Origin of the sequence: Paenibacillus sp. y28 (assembly GCF_037137075.1) — a bacterium.
GTDB lineage: Bacteria > Bacillota > Bacilli > Paenibacillales > NBRC-103111 > JBBBNV01.
Genome location: NZ_JBBBNV010000024.1, coordinates 24024 through 45360, shown reverse-complemented (window position 1 = coordinate 45360; position 21337 = coordinate 24024). Strand labels below are relative to the sequence as shown.

The 21337-nt window shown below is 54.4% G+C and carries 19 protein-coding genes; 13 read left to right on the top strand and 6 right to left on the bottom strand.

All coding sequences use genetic code 11. The features are described from left to right. Positions 1-56: 56 nt before the first annotated feature. The 7 genes from WBG83_RS17340 to WBG83_RS17310 all read left to right on the top strand — a co-directional run bounded on the left by WBG83_RS17340 (position 57) and on the right by WBG83_RS17310 (position 8721). On the top strand, positions 57-1295 hold the full coding sequence (locus WBG83_RS17340; protein ID WP_336746520.1) for an ROK family transcriptional regulator: 1239 nt from the start codon (positions 57-59) through the stop codon (positions 1293-1295). A 78-nt stretch (positions 1296-1373) separates the two neighbouring features. Then, complete coding sequence (locus WBG83_RS17335; RefSeq protein WP_336746519.1) at positions 1374-2543, top strand: galactokinase; 1170 nt, start codon at positions 1374-1376, stop codon at positions 2541-2543. A 32-nt stretch (positions 2544-2575) separates the two neighbouring features. Continuing rightward, positions 2576-3562: a UDP-glucose 4-epimerase GalE gene (gene galE, locus WBG83_RS17330; RefSeq protein WP_336746518.1), complete on the top strand. Its 987-nt coding sequence runs from the start codon at positions 2576-2578 to the stop codon at positions 3560-3562. Positions 3563-3575: 13 nt separating this feature from the next. Beyond that, positions 3576-5384 carry a UDP-glucose--hexose-1-phosphate uridylyltransferase gene (locus WBG83_RS17325; RefSeq protein ID WP_336746517.1) on the top strand — a complete coding sequence of 603 codons (1809 nt, stop codon included), beginning with the start codon at positions 3576-3578 and terminating at the stop codon, positions 5382-5384. A 371-nt stretch (positions 5385-5755) separates the two neighbouring features. After that, complete coding sequence (locus WBG83_RS17320; protein WP_336746516.1) at positions 5756-6694, top strand: hypothetical protein; 939 nt, start codon at positions 5756-5758, stop codon at positions 6692-6694. Further along, a complete protein-coding gene (locus WBG83_RS17315) occupies positions 6691-7845 on the top strand; it encodes a 1-phosphofructokinase family hexose kinase (RefSeq protein ID WP_336746515.1) in 1155 nt (384 codons plus the stop codon). The genes WBG83_RS17320 and WBG83_RS17315 overlap by 4 nt, the downstream gene beginning before the upstream one ends. A 489-nt stretch (positions 7846-8334) precedes the next feature. Then, positions 8335-8721, top strand: a complete 387-nt coding sequence (locus WBG83_RS17310; RefSeq protein ID WP_336746514.1) for a DUF1499 domain-containing protein — start codon at positions 8335-8337, stop codon at positions 8719-8721. 461 nt (positions 8722-9182) lie between these two features. On the opposite strand, the gene tpx is transcribed toward WBG83_RS17310, so the two are convergent. After that, positions 9183-9701, bottom strand: a complete 519-nt coding sequence (tpx, locus tag WBG83_RS17305; RefSeq protein WP_336746512.1) for a thiol peroxidase — start codon at positions 9699-9701, stop codon at positions 9183-9185. A 112-nt stretch (positions 9702-9813) separates the two neighbouring features. Here tpx and WBG83_RS17300 point away from each other — a divergent pair, with 112 nt between their 5' ends. Together WBG83_RS17300 and WBG83_RS17295 are read left to right on the top strand one after the other, a co-directional pair. Continuing rightward, a complete protein-coding gene (locus WBG83_RS17300) occupies positions 9814-10431 on the top strand; it encodes a rhomboid family intramembrane serine protease (RefSeq protein ID WP_336746511.1) in 618 nt (205 codons plus the stop codon). A 25-nt stretch (positions 10432-10456) separates the two neighbouring features. Beyond that, the gene (locus tag WBG83_RS17295; RefSeq protein ID WP_336746510.1) at positions 10457-11344 is read left to right on the top strand and encodes a LysR family transcriptional regulator; all 888 of its coding nucleotides are present in this window, start codon (positions 10457-10459) and stop codon (positions 11342-11344) included. Between the two features lie 535 nt (positions 11345-11879). Here WBG83_RS17295 and WBG83_RS17290 read toward each other — a convergent pair. Further along, complete coding sequence (locus tag WBG83_RS17290; RefSeq protein ID WP_336746508.1) at positions 11880-12569, bottom strand: zinc metallopeptidase; 690 nt, start codon at positions 12567-12569, stop codon at positions 11880-11882. A 32-nt stretch (positions 12570-12601) separates the two neighbouring features. Then, positions 12602-13051 (bottom strand): MerR family transcriptional regulator, encoded by a 450-nt coding sequence (locus WBG83_RS17285; RefSeq protein ID WP_336746507.1) that lies wholly within the window; start codon positions 13049-13051, stop codon positions 12602-12604. A gap of 374 nt (positions 13052-13425) precedes the next feature. On the opposite strand from WBG83_RS17285, the gene WBG83_RS17280 reads away from it, so the two are divergent. From WBG83_RS17280 to WBG83_RS17270, 3 genes are read left to right on the top strand one after another with little or no spacing between them, the layout of a single operon-like run. Next, complete coding sequence (locus tag WBG83_RS17280) at positions 13426-14811, top strand: ammonium transporter (RefSeq protein WP_336746506.1); 1386 nt, start codon at positions 13426-13428, stop codon at positions 14809-14811. A gap of 31 nt (positions 14812-14842) precedes the next feature. Then, positions 14843-15925, top strand: a complete 1083-nt coding sequence (locus tag WBG83_RS17275; RefSeq protein ID WP_336746505.1) for a DUF294 nucleotidyltransferase-like domain-containing protein — start codon at positions 14843-14845, stop codon at positions 15923-15925. A gap of 25 nt (positions 15926-15950) precedes the next feature. Next, positions 15951-16688, top strand: a complete 738-nt coding sequence (locus WBG83_RS17270) for an exonuclease domain-containing protein (RefSeq protein ID WP_336746504.1) — start codon at positions 15951-15953, stop codon at positions 16686-16688. Positions 16689-16813: 125 nt separating this feature from the next. On the opposite strand, the gene WBG83_RS17265 is transcribed toward WBG83_RS17270, so the two are convergent. Both WBG83_RS17265 and WBG83_RS17260 read right to left on the bottom strand, forming a co-directional pair. Further along, the gene (locus tag WBG83_RS17265; RefSeq protein ID WP_336746503.1) at positions 16814-17299 is read right to left on the bottom strand and encodes a Mov34/MPN/PAD-1 family protein; all 486 of its coding nucleotides are present in this window, start codon (positions 17297-17299) and stop codon (positions 16814-16816) included. Between the two features lie 36 nt (positions 17300-17335). After that, positions 17336-18631 carry an MFS transporter gene (locus tag WBG83_RS17260; protein WP_336746502.1) on the bottom strand — a complete coding sequence of 432 codons (1296 nt, stop codon included), beginning with the start codon at positions 18629-18631 and terminating at the stop codon, positions 17336-17338. A 148-nt stretch (positions 18632-18779) separates the two neighbouring features. Here WBG83_RS17260 and WBG83_RS17255 point away from each other — a divergent pair, with 148 nt between their 5' ends. After that, positions 18780-19349: a TlpA family protein disulfide reductase gene (locus WBG83_RS17255; RefSeq protein ID WP_336746500.1), complete on the top strand. Its 570-nt coding sequence runs from the start codon at positions 18780-18782 to the stop codon at positions 19347-19349. A 285-nt stretch (positions 19350-19634) separates the two neighbouring features. Here WBG83_RS17255 and cimA read toward each other — a convergent pair whose 3' ends face one another. Then, on the bottom strand, positions 19635-21263 hold the full coding sequence (gene cimA, locus WBG83_RS17250; RefSeq protein WP_336746498.1) for a citramalate synthase: 1629 nt from the start codon (positions 21261-21263) through the stop codon (positions 19635-19637). Positions 21264-21337 lie beyond the last annotated feature (74 nt).

Genomic DNA, 21337 nt, shown 5'->3' with positions numbered 1-21337 from the left:
ATGCTAACATAAAATTATTCACTTTCTTTATTTATTAAAAAAAGAAAGGGGTTCGTATGAAGCACCCGTCTACAGCCAGAATTGGCCTTGTTAAACATATTAATACAGCGACGATTTTGCGCATCATCCGCGAGGCCGGTCCGGTGTCGCGGGCTGATATAACGAAGCAAACCGGATTAAATGCGGCGACGGTGTCCAGTAATGTGCTGCCGCTGCTGGAGCTGGGAATTGTGAAGGAAATAGGGAGCGGCGAATCCAGCGGCGGCCGCAAGCCTACTCTGCTGGAGCTGGCTCCCGGCTCCTATTGTGTGATTGGGGTCGACATGGGCACGACGGGCGTCAGCACCGCCGTCACGGATCTCGGGGCCAACATGATTGCGGAGGTCCGGCTGCCGTTCGGGGAAGGGTCTGGACCCGATGAAGTGCTTGACACCATCGAGGCGTCCATTCAACAGGTGCTTGACCAGCCAGGCATTTCCCCGGATCAAGTACTGGGTATCGGCATCGGCTTCCATGGGCTTGTGAATACCGAGGAGGGCGTCTCCCTATTCGCGCCGGCCTTTGGCTGGGAGAATATTCCGGTTCGGGAGCGGTTCGCGAGCCGGTTTGACCTGCCCGTCTTTATCGACAATGATGTCCGGGCGATGGCGCTTGGAGAGAAATGGTTCGGCCAGGCTGTGCAGGTGACGAATTTTATTTTTGTGAATGTGGGCACGGGAATCGGCTCCGGGATTTATGTGAATGGCGAACTGCTGCGCGGATCGCATTACGGCGCAGGCGAGATTGGCCATATCACGGTGGCCGACAACGGGGAACGGTGCTTTTGCGGCAAATACGGCTGTTTGTCGACGATTGCGTCCGGTCCTGCGCTCGAGGAGCGCATGAGACGGCGCATACAGGCCGGCACAGCGTCTCTGCTCACGCAGATGACGGAAGGCCGCCTGCCTGAAATTACCGGCAAGCTCATCCATGAGGCGGCTCTGCTCGGGGATGAGCCTGCCCGACGTCTGCTTGATGAAACAGGGCGTTATCTCGGTCATGCGGTTTCTATCCTGGTGAATTTGCTTAATCCCGAGCTGGTGATCGTCGGCGGCGGGGTAGCGGCCAGCGGGGATCTGCTGTTTAAAGGCATGCATGAGGCCATTCAGGAGAAATCCCTGCGCAATAATGTGAAGGGCATGGCGATCCGCCCGACGGCGTTTGGCGGCAAGGCAGGGATCATCGGTGCGGCGACGCTGGTGCTGCAGGAAATTTTCAGCGCCCCGCATCTGTTCACGCTGAAGCAAGAATCTTGAGCAGAAGGGCCGCGGGCAGCTTTTTCACCCGGCATTTAACTTTATACATCTAATCAGTCAAGGGAGAGAACTCATCCTATGTTGAACCATTCCGTATTGGAGCAAAAATTCATTGAGCTTTACGGGGGCAGCTCCGAGGGGATTCGTGTATTCCATGCTCCGGGCCGTGTCAATTTAATTGGGGAGCATACCGATTATAACGGCGGCTATGTGTTTCCGGCGGCGCTGACCTTCGGCACCACCATGCTGCTGCGCCCAAGAAGCGACCGTACACTGCGGCTGGCATCGCTTAATTTCCAGGCACAGGCCGAGGCGTCCCTGGACCAGCTGGATTTTGACCCGGCTCATGACTGGGCGAACTATCCGAAGGGCGTCATCGTTCATCTGCAGCAGGAGGGCTTTGTCCTCGGCGGTGCGGATGTGCTGTTCCATGGGGAAATTCCGAACGGAGCGGGACTGTCCTCCTCCGCTTCGATTGAGGTTGTTACCGGCTACGGCTTTCTTGCAGCGGCAGGGCATACCGACATTGACACCGTCCGGCTGGCCTTGACCGCACAGCGGGCTGAAAATCAGTACATGGGCGTAAATTGCGGGATTATGGACCAGTTTGCCGTGGCCAACGGCCGTGAAAATCACGCGCTTCTGCTGATGTGCGACACGCTTGAGTATAAGCGGGTTCCTTTTGACAGCGGAGCGTACCGCATTGTCATCGGCAACACGAACAAACGCCGCGGTCTGGTCGATTCAGCCTACAACGAGCGCCGGAGCCAATGTGAGCAAGCCGTGCAGGCTTTGCAGGCCGCTCATCCGGGTCTGCGTTTGCTGGGCGAGCTGACGCGAAGCCAGTATGAGGCTTCCGAGCAGCTGATTGCCGATCCGGTTGTCCGTAAACGGGCACGCCATGTCGTAGAGGAAATCGACCGGGTGCTGAAATCGGTAGACGCGCTGCAAGCCGGCGATTTGGCCGCTTTCGGCAAGCTGATGATCGGCTCTCACGAGTCGCTGCGTGATCTGTATGAAGTCACTTGCAGGGAACTGGACGTCATGGTAGAAGAAGCGCTGCGCATCCCGGGTGTGCTTGGCTCGCGTATGACCGGAGCGGGCTTTGGCGGCTGCACCGTGTCGCTTGTGCACGAGGACCAGGTTGAGCCATTCATTCAGACAGTAGGCGCAAATTATGAGCAGCAAACCGGGCTGAAGGCCGATTTCTATGTATGCACTATTGGCGACGGCGTAAAAGAAATGTAACCTCACTTGAAAATGATGGAGGCGGATAAATTATGGCAGTACTCGTAACAGGCGGAGCAGGCTATATCGGATCGCATACCGTAGCCGAGCTTCTTGCGGCAGGAGAGCAGGTCATTATTGTCGATACGCTCGGACAAGGGCATAGGGAGGCGCTGCTGGGCGGCAAGCTGTATGTCGGGGATATCCGCGACGCTGATTTTATGGATGGCGTATTCAAGGAAAATGAGATTGACGCAGTGATTCATTTTGCGGCGAACTCGCTTGTCGGCGAGAGCATGCAGAATCCGGCGAAATATTATCATAACAACGTATATGGCACCTTGTGCCTGCTGGAGAAAATGAACGAATACGGCGTGAAAAATATTGTCTTCTCCTCGACCGCAGCCACTTACGGGGAGCCTGACAGTGTGCCGATCCAGGAGACAAACCGTACCGAGCCGACGAATGCCTACGGGGAAACCAAGCTGGCTATGGAAAAAATGATGCGCTGGTTTGATACCGCCCATGGGATGAAATACGTTTCCCTTCGTTATTTCAATGCTGCCGGGGCGCATGAAAGCGGGAAAATCGGTGAGGATCATTCGCCGGAAACGCATCTGATTCCGCTGATTTTGCAGGTTCCGCTTGGCCAGCGCCAGCACATTTCTGTCTTTGGGGACGACTATGCAACGCCGGACGGCACCTGCATCCGGGATTATATTCATGTGACCGATTTGGCGGATGCCCATATTTTGGCAATGAACAAGCTGCGCAGCGGCGGGGATAGCGGGGTGTACAATCTGGGCAGCGGAAACGGCTTTTCCGTGAAGGAAGTCATCGATGTGGCCCGGGCAGTGACAGGGCATCCAATTCCGGCAGTGATCGAGCCGCGCCGTGCGGGAGACCCGGCGATTTTAATCGCGTCTTCGGAGAAGGCGCGCCGCGAGCTTGGCTGGAAGCCGGCAAGGGAACATTTGCCCGCCATCATTGAATCGGCCTGGAAATGGCATCAAGCGCATCCGAACGGATACCGGAGCTGAGGAGGAAGCACAGATGGAACACCATTTTATAAGCCGGAGCGGCAAGCAGCCCCGGCAGGCGGCGGAAGGCCGGATTGGCGGAGGGCGGATGGAAGAACTGCTTTTACACCGTACGGACGGTCAAAAAGGAGCCGACGAAGCAGGGGACGCTGCGATTTCCGGCAAGGCGGATGCTTTTCGCGCAGCAGCCGAAAGCGCAGCGGCTGAATCGGGGGGACAGAGGATTTCCCCGTTGTCGGCTATTCAGGCGGATCCTTCCAAGCCGGAAACCGCGGCCCTACAGGTGGAGCGTCTGCTTCAATTTGCCCAACAGGCGGAGCTGATCGAAGGCCCGGACCTGATCCCGGCGCGCAATGCGCTGCTGGACCTGTTGAAGCTGCCGGAGCCGTTTACGGGAGATGTGCCTCAGGAGCGGCTGGAGACCCCGGTTGCCGCACTGGAGCCGCTGCTTGACTATGCGGCCGCTACCCGGCTTCTGCCGGAAAACACGACCACCTGCCGCGATTTGTTCGACGCCCGGATTATGGGGCTGCTTATGCCGCGTCAGTCCGAGGTGGCCCGCACGTTTTGGCGGACGGCGAAGGAGCAGGGCGTGCAGCAGGCGACGGACGATTTCTACCGGCTGTCGCGCAGCTCCAACTATATTCAAACCGCCCGCATTCGTAAAAACCGCTATTGGCGCGCCAAAACCGATTATGGCGATTTGGAGATTACGATAAATCTGTCGAAGCCGGAGAAGGACCCGAAGGAAATCGCAGCCGAACGCAGCGCGCCGCAGGTCGGTTATCCGAAGTGCCTGCTGTGCCTTGAGAATGTCGGGTATGCAGGGCGCATCAACCATCCGGGACGGCAGAATCACCGGGTAATTCCGATGACGCTGCAGGGGCGGCCATGGCATTTGCAATATTCGCCATACGTGTACTACAATGAGCACTGTATCGTATTTGATGAGCAGCACGTGCCGATGAAAACAACAGCGGATACCTTTGAGCGTCTGCTTGAATTTGTAGCTTTATTTCCGCACTATTTCATAGGATCAAATGCAGATTTGCCGATTGTCGGCGGTTCCATCCTGAGTCATGACCACTATCAGGGCGGGCGACACGATTTCGCGATGGCTCTTGCCCCGGTAGAAGCCGCGTTCACGCATGCCGCATACCCGGGCGTCCGGGCGGGTATCGTGAAATGGCCGATGTCGGTGGTACGGCTATCCGGCCGGGATGCGGGGGAGCTGCTGCGGCTTGCTTCCGCCTTGCTTGCGGACTGGCGTGAATACAGCGATTCGTCGGTCGGGATTATGGCGTATTCGGAGCAGGAGGGCGGCGGGCGCACACCGCATAACACGATCACCCCGATTGCCCGTTCAGGCGCAGACGGTGAATGGCAGCTGGATTTGGTGCTGCGGAACAACCGTCAATCCGCCGAGCATCCGGATGGTATTTTTCACCCGCACCGCGAGCTGCACCATATCAAGAAGGAAAACATCGGCCTAATCGAAGTGATGGGGCTGGCCGTGCTGCCCGGACGGTTAACCCTGGAGCTGGAGCAGATCCGCGCTGTGCTAACCGGACAAGGAGAGCCGCTGGCGAACATTCTAGCGAATGCAGAGCACCCGCTGCATAAACATGCGGCCTGGATGGAGGAGCTGCAGCCGCAGTTTACGGCGGATATGCCGGATCAGGCGGCGGCGGAGCTTTTGCAGCAAGCGGTTGGGCGCAAGTTTTTGCAGGTGCTATTGGATGCAGGGGTGTACAAGCGCGATGCCGCCGGTCAGGCTGCATTTGCGGCATGGATGAAACAGGCGGGCTTCGAGCAAGTGTAGGGCGGAGCGCCTTCTCTCGGCGTGAGGCGCCTTGCTGTGTACGGCGGCCCGGCGGGCAGACAGTTCGCATGCAGGCTGCTGCTCCTGCGAGTCTGTCTGAGACGCTAGGGCGCGGGTTGAAATAGAACCCCGCCTCCGCAGGCTGCTTCGGGCCTGAATAAGACGCCAGGCGCAGCCGGCCGGAGCTGAGATGGGGTCTGCCTGCTGCGGGCTTTGCTCCGGACCCGGGATCTCCGCTTGTCTGGCGAAGGAGAGCTGGCTTCTATGCAGCGTATGCAGCGTATAATGGGAAAACGAGAGAACAGTTATCAGAAAGCCCTTGGAATGAAGCACGGGCTTCAAGTTGTTGTCAGCCGGAGAGGAGCGAAATAATGTCAAATGTAACTGTCAAAACGCTGGAATACGCAAGCTGGGGCCGCTGCGTGCAGCTGTCCAACGGGAAGGTTGAGCTTATCGCGACCCTGGATTTCGGACCGCGCATTATCCGTTACGGCTTTGTTGGCGGCGAGAATATGCTGAAAGAGGATGCCGGCCGCACGCTGGGGAATTCGGATGATGCGATTCAGGACGCTTACGGCGACCGGGATTGGAGAATTTATGGCGGCCACCGGCTCTGGGTGAGTCCTGAAGTGCTGCCCCGCACCTACTACCCGGACAATGCGCCGGTGCAGTGGTCTGAGGTCGAGCGGGGTGTGAAGCTAACGCCTCCTGCAGAGCAGGGAAATGGGATTCAAAAAGAAATCGAGCTGACGCTGGCTGCGGATTCCGAGGAAGTAACGGTTACCCAGCGCGTAACGAATGTAGGGGCTTGGCCGGTGGAGTTTGCCGTCTGGTCACTGACAGTCATGGATGTGGGCGGCCGTGAGATATTGCCGCAGAACCGGCGTGAAACCGGATTTTTGGCTAACCGCAGCCTTGTGCTGTGGCCGTATACCCGAATGAGCGATCCGCGTGTCCGCTGGGGGGACAACTACATCGTCATCCGCCAGGGCGACGGTCCGACGCCGTTCAAAATCGGAACCGCCAACGAGGCCGGCTGGGTCGCTTATGAGAACAAGGGCCAGCTCTTTATCAAATATCATCCCCACAACCCGGATGGGGTGTATCCTGATTTCGGCGTATCATACGAAACGTATGTATGCGGCGATTTTATTGAGCTGGAGACGCTTGGCGAGCTTAAGATGGTTGCGCCGGGCCAGACCGCAGAGCATCATGAAGTATGGAATCTGTTCGCAGGCGTGTCGCTGCCCGGAGATGACGCTGATGAAGCGGCGCTGGAGCAGGCTTTGACAGCCTATTTGAAAAAATGAAACGGACGTTGATTACGACCGTTACGCTGAATGCGGCATTGGACAAAACATATGTCCTGCCGCGTTTTGCTTTGCATACGGCCAATCGGGTCGGCCGTATGCTGGTTTATCCGGGCGGAAAAGGCGTTAATATGGCGCGGGTTGTTCACCAGCTCGGCGGCGATGTGCTGGCGGCCGGCTTTGCGGCTGGCTGGAACGGGGAACGGCTTGCCGCTGAATTGGACGCAAGAGGGGTAAAGCACCGCTTTGTCCCGGCCTGCGGAGAATCCAGGCTGGCATTGACGATTATAGATGAGGAAGCGGAGCGAGAGGCTTCAAGCGGAGCGGGACTGGCCCGGGCGGTGACCGAGCTGATTGAGCCGGGCCATCGTGTGACGCCGCAGCAGCTGGAAGCGCTGCTTGAAACGGTGCAGGAGCTGGCCCGGCAATCGTATATCGTCGCCTTGTGCGGCAGCTTGCCGGAAGGGGCTCCCGCCGATACGTATGCCGCACTGGTGGAGGCGGCCCGCGCTGAAGGCGCGCTGGTGTTTGTGGACAGCAGCGGGGCGGCGCTGGCCGCGAGTCTGGGCGCCCGGCCGGATCTGATCAAGCCCAATGCGCCGGAGGCGGCCGGGCTTCTGGGCGCGCCTGTCCCGTCGGATGAAGCCTCCGCCGTCGCTTTGCTGCGCCAGCTGATCGGCGCCGATGATAGAGGCGGTCTGCCTGCTGCGGGGCCGCAGACTTCGTGCCCGGACCCGTCAGCATCGCTATCTGCCGGTATTACCGCTACATCCGATACGGCCCGTAACGCGCCCAAGGCGGGCGCAGACGGAGCCTTGTCCGGCGGAGAGGACAAGCCCTGCCTCCGGCCCGCGCTGCCTTACGCGGTGCTTACGCTTGGAGCGGACGGGGCGCTGGCCGCCAGCCGGGAAGACGGCCTGCTGCGCGTTCGCGTGCCTGCGGTGCCCGCCCGCAGCGCTGTCGGCTGCGGAGACGCCTTTTTCGCGGGCCTGGCGCTCGGCTTTGCCCGGGGCTTGCCGTTCCCGGAGGCGCTGCGGCTGGCGGCTGCCACCGGCACGGCAGTTTCCCTGCAGCTCGAGGCCGGCGCAGCAGATCCGGCTGATGTGCAAAGGCTGTTGAAGCTTGTTGCTGTCGAGCGGCTGGAAGGGTGAGCGGATCAGTCCGGCTTTTTGATAGCTGTGCTGTTGTGCCGGTGGCCTGCCGTCATGCAGTGAAGCACCAGCGTTAAAGCGCTGGAATCCGCACAGATTGCAGGCTTAAGGGCAATGCGTAGGAGGCTCGCGCCGTTCCGGGCACGAGCCTCATAGCGCTGCACAGACCGCCGCCGGTCGCCGCGCCGGCCCCGGAAAGCAGGTCAACCAGCATCGCAGGGCACCAGGTACATAGATGAGTTTGTTACAAAAACTAATTTTGGGATAATCTAGAATAAATGGAATGGGTTTATGACGAATCGCCTGCCGGGGCGGAACTTTCCCCTTTTTCTCAACACAAAAGAGTGTTAAGATGAAAGATAGTGCAGGATGAGGTAAACGGTTGCTGCAAGGGTTTACATACGCAATCTGTTTATAGCTGTCGCTGTGTCAAGCTGAAGCTTGGTACAGACATAATGAGTGCTCAGTAGAGATAGGGGAGGAAAGGCGTTGCTCAAGAGAACCTTAATCGGATTAATTCGCAGCTTTGAAGCTACGGGGGACAAAGCAAAGGATCCGGCCCTGAAAACGAGATACTACAATCTTACGAAGGATCAGACCTGGGAAGAAATCGTAACCATCATCAAGAAGCTTCCCGGGTACAAGCTGCTGCATGAAGTGAAGAGTGTTGGAGAGATCGTGGTGGAGAAGAAGACGATGACCGGCCGGGTGCAGGATATCACCATCACCATTGTCGCCATGACGCCTGTCAAAACCGGCGTGGATATTTACTCGGCATCCCGCGGTTCCCTGGGGGATCTTGGCTCCAATTATCGCACCATCATCAGCTTGTTTCAAGAAATCGATAAAAAACTGTCCCGCAACATAAGCAGATAGGCTCTGTGAAATCAACGAGCAGCAGAGAAAAAGCGAGCGAAGGCGTGGCTTCCTCGCTTTTTTTACTGAATAAGAAGCAGGAAACGCTGCATTCATGTCTAATGGATGTGGATTCAGCGTATAAACGGGAGCGGCCTATTCTTGAAGAAGAGAAGCCGGCTATCCGGCTGAACCAGGCTCGCCTTGCGCAGAGGGATGTCCTGAAGCCCAGGGCTTTGTAGTCAAATTCGTTCCAGTTTACTGACATTCAAAGGGCAGGAAGTATGGAAACACCGAATAAGGAAAAAATGACACCGAATGGCTTCTCGCACGTATATATGGTGGGATGCTGAAGCGAGTGACAGGGTGACTCCTTCTCACGGCGGCGAAGCCGGATTGTCTCCCGTCAGGGAGGTAAATGCAAAAAAAAAAAAGCACCGCGCCGAGAAGCGCAGTGCTTTGGATGAGCCTGTACAGAACCATTAAACCAGCTTCTTGACAGCCTCGATCGCTGCTTCGTATGCCGGGTGCTCTGTCATTTCTTTCAGGTACTCTACGTATTGGATGGTGTCGTTGGCATCCACTACGAAAATGGAGCGCATGTCGAGCTGAAGCTCTTCAATCAGCACCCCGTAGCTTGTTCCGAAGGAACGGGCTTTGTAGTCAGACAGCGTAACGACTTTGTCTACGCCGGCTGCGCCGCACCAGCGGGCTTGTGCGAACGGCAGGTCCACGCTGACAGTCAAAATAACAACGTTGTCGCCAAGGCTGGCGGCAGCTTCGTTGAAGCGGCGGGTTTGCGCATCACATACGCCGGTGTCCAGCGAAGGAACAACGCTAATCAGCTTCACTTTACCTGCGTAATCGGCCAGGGATACTTGCTCCACCAGGTTTTTGTTCAGTTTAAAGTCAGGAGCCTTGTCCCCGACCTTCAGTTCAGGTCCGACCAGTGTAATCGGATTTCCTTTAAATGTAGCTGCACCAGTACGTTCTTGTGCCATGGGGGTAAAACCTCCTCAATAAATTTAGGCTGTTTGCATATGAGAACCAAGCCAAGCCTAATTATACCGTTTTAAAAATAGGCTTGTCCAATCGGAAATGGAGAAAGATGTCATGATTTTCTTGAGAAATGAGAAATTAACACAATATTTAAAGTGGTATCCGGTCACATCCTCCATCATCGTCCTGAATTTGCTGCTATTTGTCATGATGGAGCTTATCGGGGATACGCAAAGCAATGAGACGCTTATCCGCTTTGGAGCGATGTATGGGGATTCGGCGCAAGGAATAGCTCCGGAATATTGGCGCTATTTCGTATCGATGTTCCTGCATATAGGCTTTACCCATCTGTTATTCAACTGCTTCTCGCTATATGTGTTTGCTCCGCCGCTGGAGCGGCTGCTCGGGCCGTTTCATTACTTGGTCTTCTATTTGTTCAGCGGTTTCGCGGGAAATGCGGCCAGTGTAGTCATGCACAATGAGCCTTATATGTCGGCGGGGGCGTCAGGGGCGATTTATGGCTTGTATGCAGCATATTTGTTTTTGGCATTGTTCCGCCGGGGAGCGCTCGATTTGCAGTCCAGGCAAACCATTATTATCATCGTCGTCATCGGTGTCCTTTATTCGGTGTTTATGCCAGAGGTTAACCTGTATGGGCATGTAGGGGGCTTTATCGGCGGCTGGCTGTTATTCTGGCTGCTGCTGCGAGGCCGGACCCGACGGCAAGCTTAACAACGAGACAAGTGAGGGAACAACGTTGGAATTGCGACAATTGCAATATTTCGTCAAGGTAGCAAGGAAACAGCATGTCACGCAGGCGGCTGAAGAACTGCATGTGGCTCAGTCGGCGGTAAGCCGTCAAATTCATCAGCTGGAGGAGGAGCTGGGGATCAGTCTCTTTGTGCAAAAGGGGCGGAACCTGCAGCTGACTCCGGTCGGCCGTTTATTCTTGAGCCGGATTGAATCAATTTTGGCGCAGCTGGAGAAATCGGTCAGCGAGGTTCATGAGTTCCTTGACCCGGAGGCTGGAGAAATCCGCATTGGGTTTCCGCATACACTGGGCATCAACTTGCTGCCTTGTGTTATAGCCGAATTCAGAAAAGATCATCCGAACGTCAAGTTCAAGCTGCGGCAGGGTACCTATACAAGTCTTATTCGGGAGGTTGTCAACGGAGACGTGGATTTGGCTTTTATTTCCCCATTTCCGGAGCGGCATGATCAGGTAACGGGAGAATTGCTGCTGACCGAAGAAATGCATGCCGTGCTGCCTGAAAGCCATGTTCTTGCCGGACTGGAGGTCATTCGTCTGGAGCAGCTGAGGGATGATCAATTCGTGATGTTCAGTGAGCAGTATTCACTACGCAAAATTGTGTGGAATGCCTGTCGTCAGGCGGGCTTCGAGCCTAAGGTCGGTTTCGAGGGAGAAGAAACGGATACCATTCGCGGCCTGGTGGCTGCCGGGCTGGGGGTAAGCCTGCTTCCTGAAATGGCCCTGACGGAAATTAGTCCGCTTATGCCGGCGCGGGCCCGGGTGACCGAGCCGGTGGTGACACGGACCATCGGGCTGATCCGGAGCAAGGATCAGAAGCTGTCGCTTGTAGCGGAAGTGTTCCGCGGGTTCCTGATTAAATATTTTAAGCAGTAGCGGCTTCTGCCGCAGCTCCAGGCCGGAGGAGCCGCAGCTCCTGATAAGGTGCCTTGCTCAATGACGAAGAAGCGCTGGGTGCCGCCGATGCGTGTATCCTTTTCTGCACCGCGCGCAGCTCCCAGCGCGCGGTGCTTCGCTGTATGACGGCGGTCGTTCGACCACATACGCCGCATCCCAATGCGCTATATCCATGTCGGACAGACAATCGGACAGCCGGACAGCTATATGGCCGTTCGAGGCACTGCGGCTAAGAGGTGAGGGGCATCTGGTCCGAATGCAGCCAAGCGGGCACAATCGTATGGCCTTGGACCGGGGACTTCCTGCGACGCTCGTGCGGGGCATCGACAACGAGTCGAGCTTCTGTGAATGCTCGATAAAACCGTCATGACTTTCTGTCGCATCCCCGGTATGAAAGCAGCTCTTTCACAGAAAAGGACCTCACGCTTCACAGCATAAGCTGTGAGAGCGTGAGGTCCTTTTCTGTTGTTGCTGCTGTTCATTTGCGTTGTTGTTGTTGTCCACGCGATACGGATTAATCGTCGTTATTCCGGTTGGTGAAAATCATAATGTACTTGAGCAGCTCCAGCAAGGAGATGAGCGCTGCCGCAACGTAGGTTAAAGCGGCTGCATTCAGAACCTTGGCAACGCCGGGCTCTTCATCACTGCGGATGAAGCCTTCGGAAATCATCAGGTCGCGGGCGCGGTTACTGGCGTTAAACTCAACAGGCAGTGTAATCAGCTGGAACAAAACCGCCACGGAGAAAAACAGGATGCCCAGGCCGAGCAGGAAATTGAATTGTTGGAAAATCAGCCCGGCAATAATCATCAACGGAGCGACACCCGAAGTGAAATTGACGGCCGGGAACAGGCGGTGGCGGGCTACGAGCATCGGATAATGAACCTTGTGCTGAATGGCGTGCCCTACCTCATGGCAGGCAACGGCAACTGCGGAGATGGAATTCTCGTAGTAAACCGGCTCACTCAACCGTACCGTACGGCTGATCGGATCATAGTGGTCCGACAGCGCTCCGGGCACCGGCTCGATAGGAACGTCGTACAGCCCGTTGGCATCCAGCATGCGTCTTGCAGCCTCATAGCCGGTTAATCCGGATGTGATGGGCACCTGCGACCACTTATTGAATGTCCCTTTGACCCGGAACTGTGCCCAGATGGAAATCCCGAAGGCAATGAAAATCAGATAGTCCATGGGATGGAACCACATAATTTAACCCTCCATTTTAATTGATATGCAGCTTACATAAAAGGATTTTTCCCCAATAAAAGAAGAAGTGCGTCAACGGCGGCTACCGTGTGCGGAGCCAGGCTTTTGAACACCGCCTTGGCTTGTCTCGGCTTCATCTGGTCAATCAGCGGCTGAAGCTCCTTGGCCTGCTTCTCCAGCTGCTCCAGATGAAGCTGAAGAGAGGAGAGCTTCTCGGTAATTTGCTCGTCGGAGGAGACCCGCTGCCAGCTGTCGAGCATCACTTTAATCTCGTCAAGGGTATACTTTTCCTTTTTCCATTGTTCAATACGTTTTAAGCGCAGTAAGGTTTCATGATCATACAGTCTGTAATTGGTGTCGGAGCGTTTCTTCGGCTCGATGAGTCCCAGCTTGGTGTAGTAGTCAATCGTACGCGGGCTCAAGTCGGTCAGCTTCGCAAGTTCCCCGATCCGGTATAGCTTTGTTATCCCATCCGAATGCACCTCAATTCATCCACATTATCCTTTATCGATCTCTATAAAAATATGATACCTGAAGTAAAACCATACAGTCAAACGTTATGCTTTGAACATTTTGCGACAGTCTCAAAAACCGTTATGACTTTCTGCTGCATCCCCGGTATGAAAGAGGCTCGTTCACAGAAATTGGCGTGCAAGCCTACATGATATGAGTTCGTGTAATCATTTATTACGTATTTAATTAAAAACCGAATTATATTAGATTCATGTCAGATTATTTTTCGTATTTCATGGTTTTTTAACGAAAATGTTATTGTCAAATGAAAATCCTCCGTATATAATGACATTAAGATTTTCACAAAATGTTATATAAACTTACATTGGGGAGTGGTTCGAAGATGAAGAAGCTGGTAGTCGCATTAAGTATGCTGGCCCTGCTTTTATTCCCGACTCTGGCGTTCGGGGCGGAGGCGGAGGGGCCGAAACCGGAGGAATTGCAGGCTGCAATTAACGGCATCTGGGTCATGCTCGCAGCAATCCTTGTCATTTTCATGCAGGCCGGCTTTGCTTTGCTTGAAGCGGGTTCGACACGGATGAAAAATGCCGGGCACGTAGCCGGTAAAACGATTTTAACGTTCGGCATCTGCGCGATTGCATTTTGGGCGTTCGGCTTCGGTCTTGCCTTCGGTAACGGCAGCCCGATTATCGGCACCACCGGGTTCTTCTTCAACGGGACGGAAGAACAGGGCGTTATGTTCGATGCGCTCGCGGCTTCCGACGTTCCGCTTAGCGTCAAATTCGTATTCCAGCTTGCGTTTGCCGGTGTATCGCTGGCTATTGCCTGGGGCGGATTTGCCGAGCGGGCTAAGCTCTCTGTATACTTCGTGTTCGGCGTGCTGTTCACCGTATTGATTTATCCGGTTGTTGCCCACTGGATCTGGGGCGGCGGCTGGCTGGCGGCGGAAGGGAAGCAGGATTTTGCCGGCTCGACGGTTGTGCATCTGCAGGGTGCAACAGCTGCGCTGGTAGCGACCTTATTGTTGAAGCCTCGACTCGGCAAGTATAATAAGGATGGCAAACCAAACCTGATTCCCGGTCATAACCAGGTGCTGTCGGTGCTGGGCGTTATTATTCTCTGGATTGGCTGGTTCGGCTTTAACGCAGGCAGCACCTTGTCCGCGATGGGCGACTTCTTCGGCTTCGTTGCACTGAATACGAATATGGCTGCCGCCGCCGGCGCGGTTGCCGCACTGCTTGTATCCTGGGCTTACTTCGGCAAGGCGGACATTCCCAGCATGCTGAACGGCGTTCTTGCCGCATTGGTAGCTATCACCGCTTCCTGCGCCTTCGTCGAAACATGGGCCGCTATCGTTATCGGTGCCATTGCCGGCGTACTGACCTTCTTCACGGCGCAATGGTTTGAAAAAGCAGGTGTTGACGACCCGATTTATGCATTCTCGGTACACGGTATCGCCGGTGTATGGGGCTCCTTGTCTACCGGCTTCTTCGCAGCGCCGCGTCTGGTTGAAATTACGGGCGTAGGCAAAGAAGGCTTGTTCTACGGCGGCGGTTTGCACCAGCTTGGCGTTCAGGCGCTGGGTGTTGTCACCTCCTTTATCTTCGTTCTTGTTGCTTCCTTTATTATTCTCGGCCTCATGAAAGTTACGATGGGACTTCGCGTGACGGAAGAAGAAGAAATTGTTGGTCTGGATTTGAGCGAGCACGGCTCCTACGGCTATCCGGAGCAAATGAAAAAAGCAGGTCAAAACTCGGTCACGATATAGAGAGAAAAGTCAACCAGAGGGAGAGTGTCGCATGGATCGCTTGCTTGTGGAACAGTTTGAAGGGCGGATCGACGAGTTGACGAACTTCGCGAAAATCCGGACGCTTCGAGATGAAATCCACACGGCGGTTCATGCGTCAAACACCTGGACCGCCCTTGATACGTATGAGCATAACGAATGCTTGAACCGGCTGCACGACAAAATTATTCAGAGGGCCGTTACCCTGACAGAGCAGCATTTTCTGGACAGCGGAATGGGTCCTCCCCCTGCTTCTTATGCATTTGTAATGTTCGGCAGCGGCGGACGCGGAGAGCAGACGCTTTGGAGCGATCAGGACAACGGGCTGATTTATGCCGATGTGCCGGACGCCCTGCAGGAGCAGGCGGCAGCCTATTTTACCGGCATGTGCCATTTTTTATCCGATGTGCTGCAGCAGCTCGGTTATCCGCCTTGTGACGGAAATGTGTTATGCACCAACGAGCAATGGCGGCAGCCGCTCAGCGGCTGGATGGCGATGATGCAGGGCTGGCTTTCGGAACCGGTTTGGGAGAATGTACGGTATTTGCTTATTTTGGCGGATATGCGCTGCATCAGCGGCGAGGCCGGTTTGGCATCGTTGCTGAAGAGAGAGCTTTTAGACTATATTGCGGCCCATCCGGCAATTTTGAACGTAATGCTTCAAAATACGCTTCATCACAAGGTATCGCTCGGCTTGTTCGGACAGCTTATTACCGAGCGCTATGGCGAGGATGCAGGCGGCTTTGATGTAAAATATGGCGCTTATATTCCAATGGTCAATGGTTTTCGTCTGCTTGCTTTGCAATCGGGGATCGCCGATTCGCAGACGTGCGCCCGCATTGCCAAGCTGGAGGAGCTGAACAAGGTAGAAGCCGGGCTGCTTCAGGCATGGCTCGTCGGATTTTCCTCGGCGCTGAAGCTCCGCCTAATGACGCCGTTCCAGGTAGAGAACGGAATATATAGCTCCAGGGGCTTTATCCAGTTGTCCGAGCTCAGCAAGAGGCAGCGGCATGAGCTGAAGAGCTGCTTAAAAGCAGGAATCGAGCTGCAAAAATACGTGAAGCGCAAGTTTGATCACGAACTAGAAAAAGGTTAGAAAGAAAAAAGGTGATGATGGCACGATGAAAGACATGAGACCAATGGGACGCATGTGGCACTTATACAAAATGGGAGGCATTACGCCGGCCGTCGCTTCAATGTTTGGTGCGCAGAACGCCCAGCAGATGGCTTTCATCCGTTCCATCATGAAGGAACAGCGCAAGAATGAGATGTATGAAATGGAGCTGCGGCAGCTGGATGCCGTCGTTTTCGATTTGGAGACGACGGGTTTTTCGCCGTACAACGGAGACGAAATTATATCCATTGGCGCCGTGGCTATGGTTGGCGGGGAGCTGGTTCCGGAGCAATCGTTCCACAGCCTTGTGAATCCAAAGCGGGATATTCCTCCGAATATAGAGGTGCTCACCGGGATTACGAGCGAATCGGCCGCAGAGGCTCCTGGCTTAATAACGGTGCTTCATGATTTTTTTAATTTTGTCAATAAACGGATATTGGTTTGTCATGGCAGCGGCCACGACAAGCATTTTCTGAATTCAGCCTTGTGGAAGACCTCCAAGGTACATTTGTCTCACCGGATGCTGGATTGTATGATTATTTCCAAGTGGCTGCACCCGATGCGGAAGGAAATTGATTTGGATTCTCTGCTTTCGGCTTACAATATTGAAGTGACGCGCCGCCATGACGCGTTGGAGGATTCTGTGATGACCGGCCAGTTGTGGTCCAAAATGATAGATGAAATTGAGGACAAGGAAGTTCATACGCTGGGGGATTTGTATTCCCAGCTCAGTAACATCGGCTAAGACGATAATAATCCCCGGTTGCCCTTGAATAGCCGCAGGCTTGAAGGGAGACGGGGATTTTTGGCGTGAAAGGATACTTTGAGGCTGGACGCGTCATCGACCAAGAATCCGGGATGGCGCGGGAATTAAAGCAGCTTCAGGGTGTAAGGCTCGAATTGAAGCGAAATGTCGCCGGATGCCCGAGTATAACGGTAAAAAGCAGCCAGCGGCTTGCCAGGAGAACAGAAGGAAATGATGGCATGGCAGGGTAAGGCGTGCCAGGTGGTTTGTAAATCCGCTGCAGACGGAATAGGGGCTGCCGCAGGGTGTGTATGAAACACACCGAGAAGCTGTTCATCCCCCGGCATACACACAGATTGCTTCATTACCAAAGGGACCCATTGCAGCGGATCAAGAGTGAATTGCTCTTCCGGATTGACTGCGGCATTGTTAATCCCTCTCCAGCCAGTCAGAAGCCAGCCGTCCGCAGCTCTCCGTCCGAACAAAGCGCCGCAGGCTTCATACGGAAGTTGCTCGCGACCGTATGTGAACCACTCGGTAAGTAAGCTGTTTTCCGCCCAAATGACAGACTGAGCGGCAAGCTGCTGAGAAGAGGCGGATAAGTGCGGCATGGCTGGACAACCTTCCTTTCCGGTTAGTTGCAAAGGCTATTCGCTAAGCTGCTTGCCGGGCTTGATGAGCAGCAGCACAGCTACAAAGGTGAGCGCGGATAATACCGAAACGGAGGTAAACACCAGCTTGCCTGATATATCCATCATCCAGCTGAATAGCGGCGGCCCGAAGGCGACGCCAAGGAAACGCAGGCTGTTGTACAGCGAAGTAATCATCCCGCGCTCGGCTTGCTCTACGGAGCCGACAATCATCGTATTCAAGCAGGGCAACAGCAGCCCGGTACCGATACTGCTCAGGCATAGTAAAGCAATCAGGATAACTATATTATTCAAGAAAAAAATCGCGCTGGCAAGCGAAACGGTCATCAATGCCAAGCCGATATTCATGACCCACCGGATCACCTTGCCATTTTTTTTAATCCGTGACCCGGTTATATATGCAGTCAATACTTGACCAAGCAGAGGAATGGCGAGAATAAACCCTTTTTTGACACCGTCAATCGAGTAAGGCTCTTTTTCCAGCTGCTCGGACAAATAAAACAGGACGCCGAATAAAATAAACAAGCCCAAAGAGCCTGCACAAAAGGCGGTGATAAGCCAGCGCGCTTTTTCCTTTAGAATCGTACTGACCGTTTTCACATAATCGCCCAGCTTCATCGGCTTGTTTTCTTTGCTCGGTTCCTTGATAATAAAGATAACTGCGGCGAGCGCAACCGCACAGAAGACCGGAAAAGCAAAAAAAGCGGCAAACCAGGCCCAGAGCGCCAGCAAGGAGCCGATAATCGGGCTGACGACTTTTCCTGTGCCGTTCGAAGCTTCCATCAGACCGAGCGCTTTGCTTTCCGTGCCCGCCTTGAACAAATCTCCGACAAGAGCCATTGCAATAGGAGCTGTACCGGCCGCGCCGAGTCCTTGAATCGCACGAGCGATAATAATGGTGGAATAAGAGCTCCAAATTGCGCCGAACCCGGCCAGAATGCCGGCTGCGCCGTATACAATCAGGGCCGGAATAATGATGGCTTTGCGGGAAAATCGGTCGGATAAATACCCGATAACCGGGATGAAGACACCTGCCGTAACGGAGAACAGGGTAATAAGCAGACTGCTTTGAAATTGGGTAATCCCGAGCTTTTCCTGCATTTGCGGCAAAACCGGAACAAGCATGGAATTGCCGAGCACAAGCACAAGCGGGATGCTGGCAAGGGCGATAAACACCAGAACGCTTCCTTTTGCCGAAGAGGCTTCCGAGCCTTGTGCTGCTGCGTCCGAACCGGCGTCACTCATGTCGCTTTCAAAGGAAACCATCAGCTTTCTGCGCTTCGTTGTTTGCATACGACTCTCCCTTTGCGTTAGATAGCTGTAGTGTGTCCCCGAAATTCAATTAATATTGCTTGCTTATGGGACGGGCGGAACTGGTGCATACTAGCAAAGAGCGGCGATTGCCGGCTTGACAATACATACTTACTGAGGTGCCGATACAATGAATAACCGGTTTACGACTTGGGGCTTGTTTCCTTTTCTGATTGTGGGGCTTATTTTTGCGTTTATGCTCTTTGATGAGAAAAAGGAACCGGCCGCGCCGACCTTGGCTGCGTACAGCGAGGGAGATGAATTCACCGCCATTACATCGGCCAAAATTAACTCGGCCGCTCCTGCCTTTTCACTGCAAGGGCTTGATGGAGGGCAATATCATGTCGGCGGAGCACGGAGCAAACCGCTGCTTTTGAATTTCTGGGCTTCGTGGTGCGGGCCTTGTGAAGAAGAGGCGCCTTATCTTAAAGCGCTGGGGGACAAATACCAAGACCGGCTTGATGTCTATGCGGTTAATGTCACAGCCAATGACAAAATAGACGACGTCAACAAATTTGTCGCTACCTATCAATTCAAATTTCCGGTGCTGTTGGACAAGAAGGAAGAGGCGACCAGGCTGTACCGTATCCGCGGGATTCCGACAACGTTCCTGATTGATAAGAATGGCACGATCCGGGATGCTTTTAATTACATTAAACCGGAAGACCTGGAGAAGCGGGTAAAGCTGCTGCTGGAATAAGGCTGGAGCGGAAAGCCGATGGGCAAAGCCTGTTTGAAAAATGAGGGCTGGAGCAACGGGAAATGTTGACCGGCTGTTACAGGAACCGAGTGCTGAAAGCTGCTCGCGGTGCGGGCCGTTTCGATGGCGGCCCCGACGTTTCCCTGTTGATTGCCGCAAGTATTGCCACGGCTTTACTTGAAAAACCCGTTCGAAATTATATAATCCGACAGAAAAAGCCGGCAGAACCGCGAAGGGCGGGGCTGCCGGCTTTGTGCTGTATTCTTCAGCATTTATTTTTAACAATTAATGATTCATAATCCGGACCTTGTCGTCCTCGGAAGCGCCGTCTGCTTGAAGGGTAACGCTTTGCTTGCCGATCAGCGCATACCGGATGCTGTCGATGAGGGCCTGCCAGCTGGCTTCAATGACGTTGGTGGAGACACCGACTGTGCTCCAGCTGTTGCTGTAATCCGTCGATTCGATCAGGACGCGAACCTTGGCGGCGGTTGCATCCTTTTCATCGATGACACGCACCTTATAGTCTGCCAAGTGCATATTTTTAATATCGGGATAAAATTGCACCAGTGCCTTGCGAAGCGCGTTGTCCAGGGCATTGACCGGCCCGTTGCCTTCCGCTGCCATATACACGGATTCGCCCTTCACGTTTAATTTGACAATTGCTTCGGAAGAGACGCTTTCTTCGCCGGCGGATTTGCCGATAATCATCTTGAAGGATTCCAGCACAAACTTCTCTTCCAGTGTGCCGTAAGCATCCCGCAGCAAAAGCTCCAGAGACGCATCGGCGCCTTCGAACTGATAGCCTTGATGCTCCAGGTCCTTAATGCGCTGGATGACTTCCTTCGTCTTGGCGTTGTCCTGATTGAAATCAAGCTGAAGCTCCTGAGCCTTGAATACGAGGTTGCTTTGACCCGCCAGCTCGGAAACTAGAACACGCTGCTTGTTGCCGACCAGCTCCGGTGTGATGTGCTCGTAGGTTTTGGGATGCTTCAAAATGGCGGAGACGTGGATGCCTCCCTTGTGCGCAAAAGCCGCTGTGCCGACGTATGGCTGGTTGACAGGCATGTGAACGTTGGCGATTTCGTTGACGTAGCGGGAAACGCTGGTCAAGGATTGCAGCTGTTCGTCGCTAATACAGCGGAAGCCGAGCTTAAGCTGCAGGTTAGGGATGATGGAAGACAGATTGGCGTTGCCGCAGCGTTCGCCGAAACCGTTAATGGTACCTTGCACCTGGCGGGCGCCAGCTTGTACCGCTGCAAGGCTGTTCGCAACCCCCAGCTCACAGTCATTGTGGGCATGAATGCCGACCGGAACCTGTACTGCTTTGCGGACAGCGGTGACGATATCGCTGATTTCACCCGGCAGGGAGCCGCCGTTTGTATCACAGAGCACAATCCAGTTGGCGCCGGCTTCTTCGGCTTTGCGGATCGTATCCAGGGCGTATTCCGGGTTGTTTTTGTAGCCGTCGAAGAAATGCTCTCCGTCATAAATGACTTCCAGACCCTTGCTGCGCAAATAGCTGACGGAGTCGTAAATCATTTGCAGGTTTTCTTCCAGTGTAGTCTGGATGGCGGTGTGTACATGGAAATCCCATGATTTCCCAAAAATCGTCGCAACACTGACGCCCGTCTCGATAATACGGTTCAGGTTATCGTCGTTTTCGGGCCGTGTGTTTTTGCGGCGCGTACTGCCGAAGGCGGTAATTTTGGCATGGCTCAGGTTCAATTCCCGAATCCGCTTGAAAAATTCAATATCCTTGTTGTTGCTGCCCGGCCAGCCGCCTTCAATATAATGAACTCCCAGGGCGTCGAGCTTCTGGGCGATTTTGAGCTTGTCTTCCACGGAGAGGCTAATGCCTTCGCCCTGGGTACCGTCCCTGAGGGTTGTGTCGAAAATTTTGACCACATCTGACATAGTGTTGTCCTCCTGTCTCCATCACAAAAAAGCATTACGTTCTATTATACCACTTCTTGGCCGAATGTTGATAG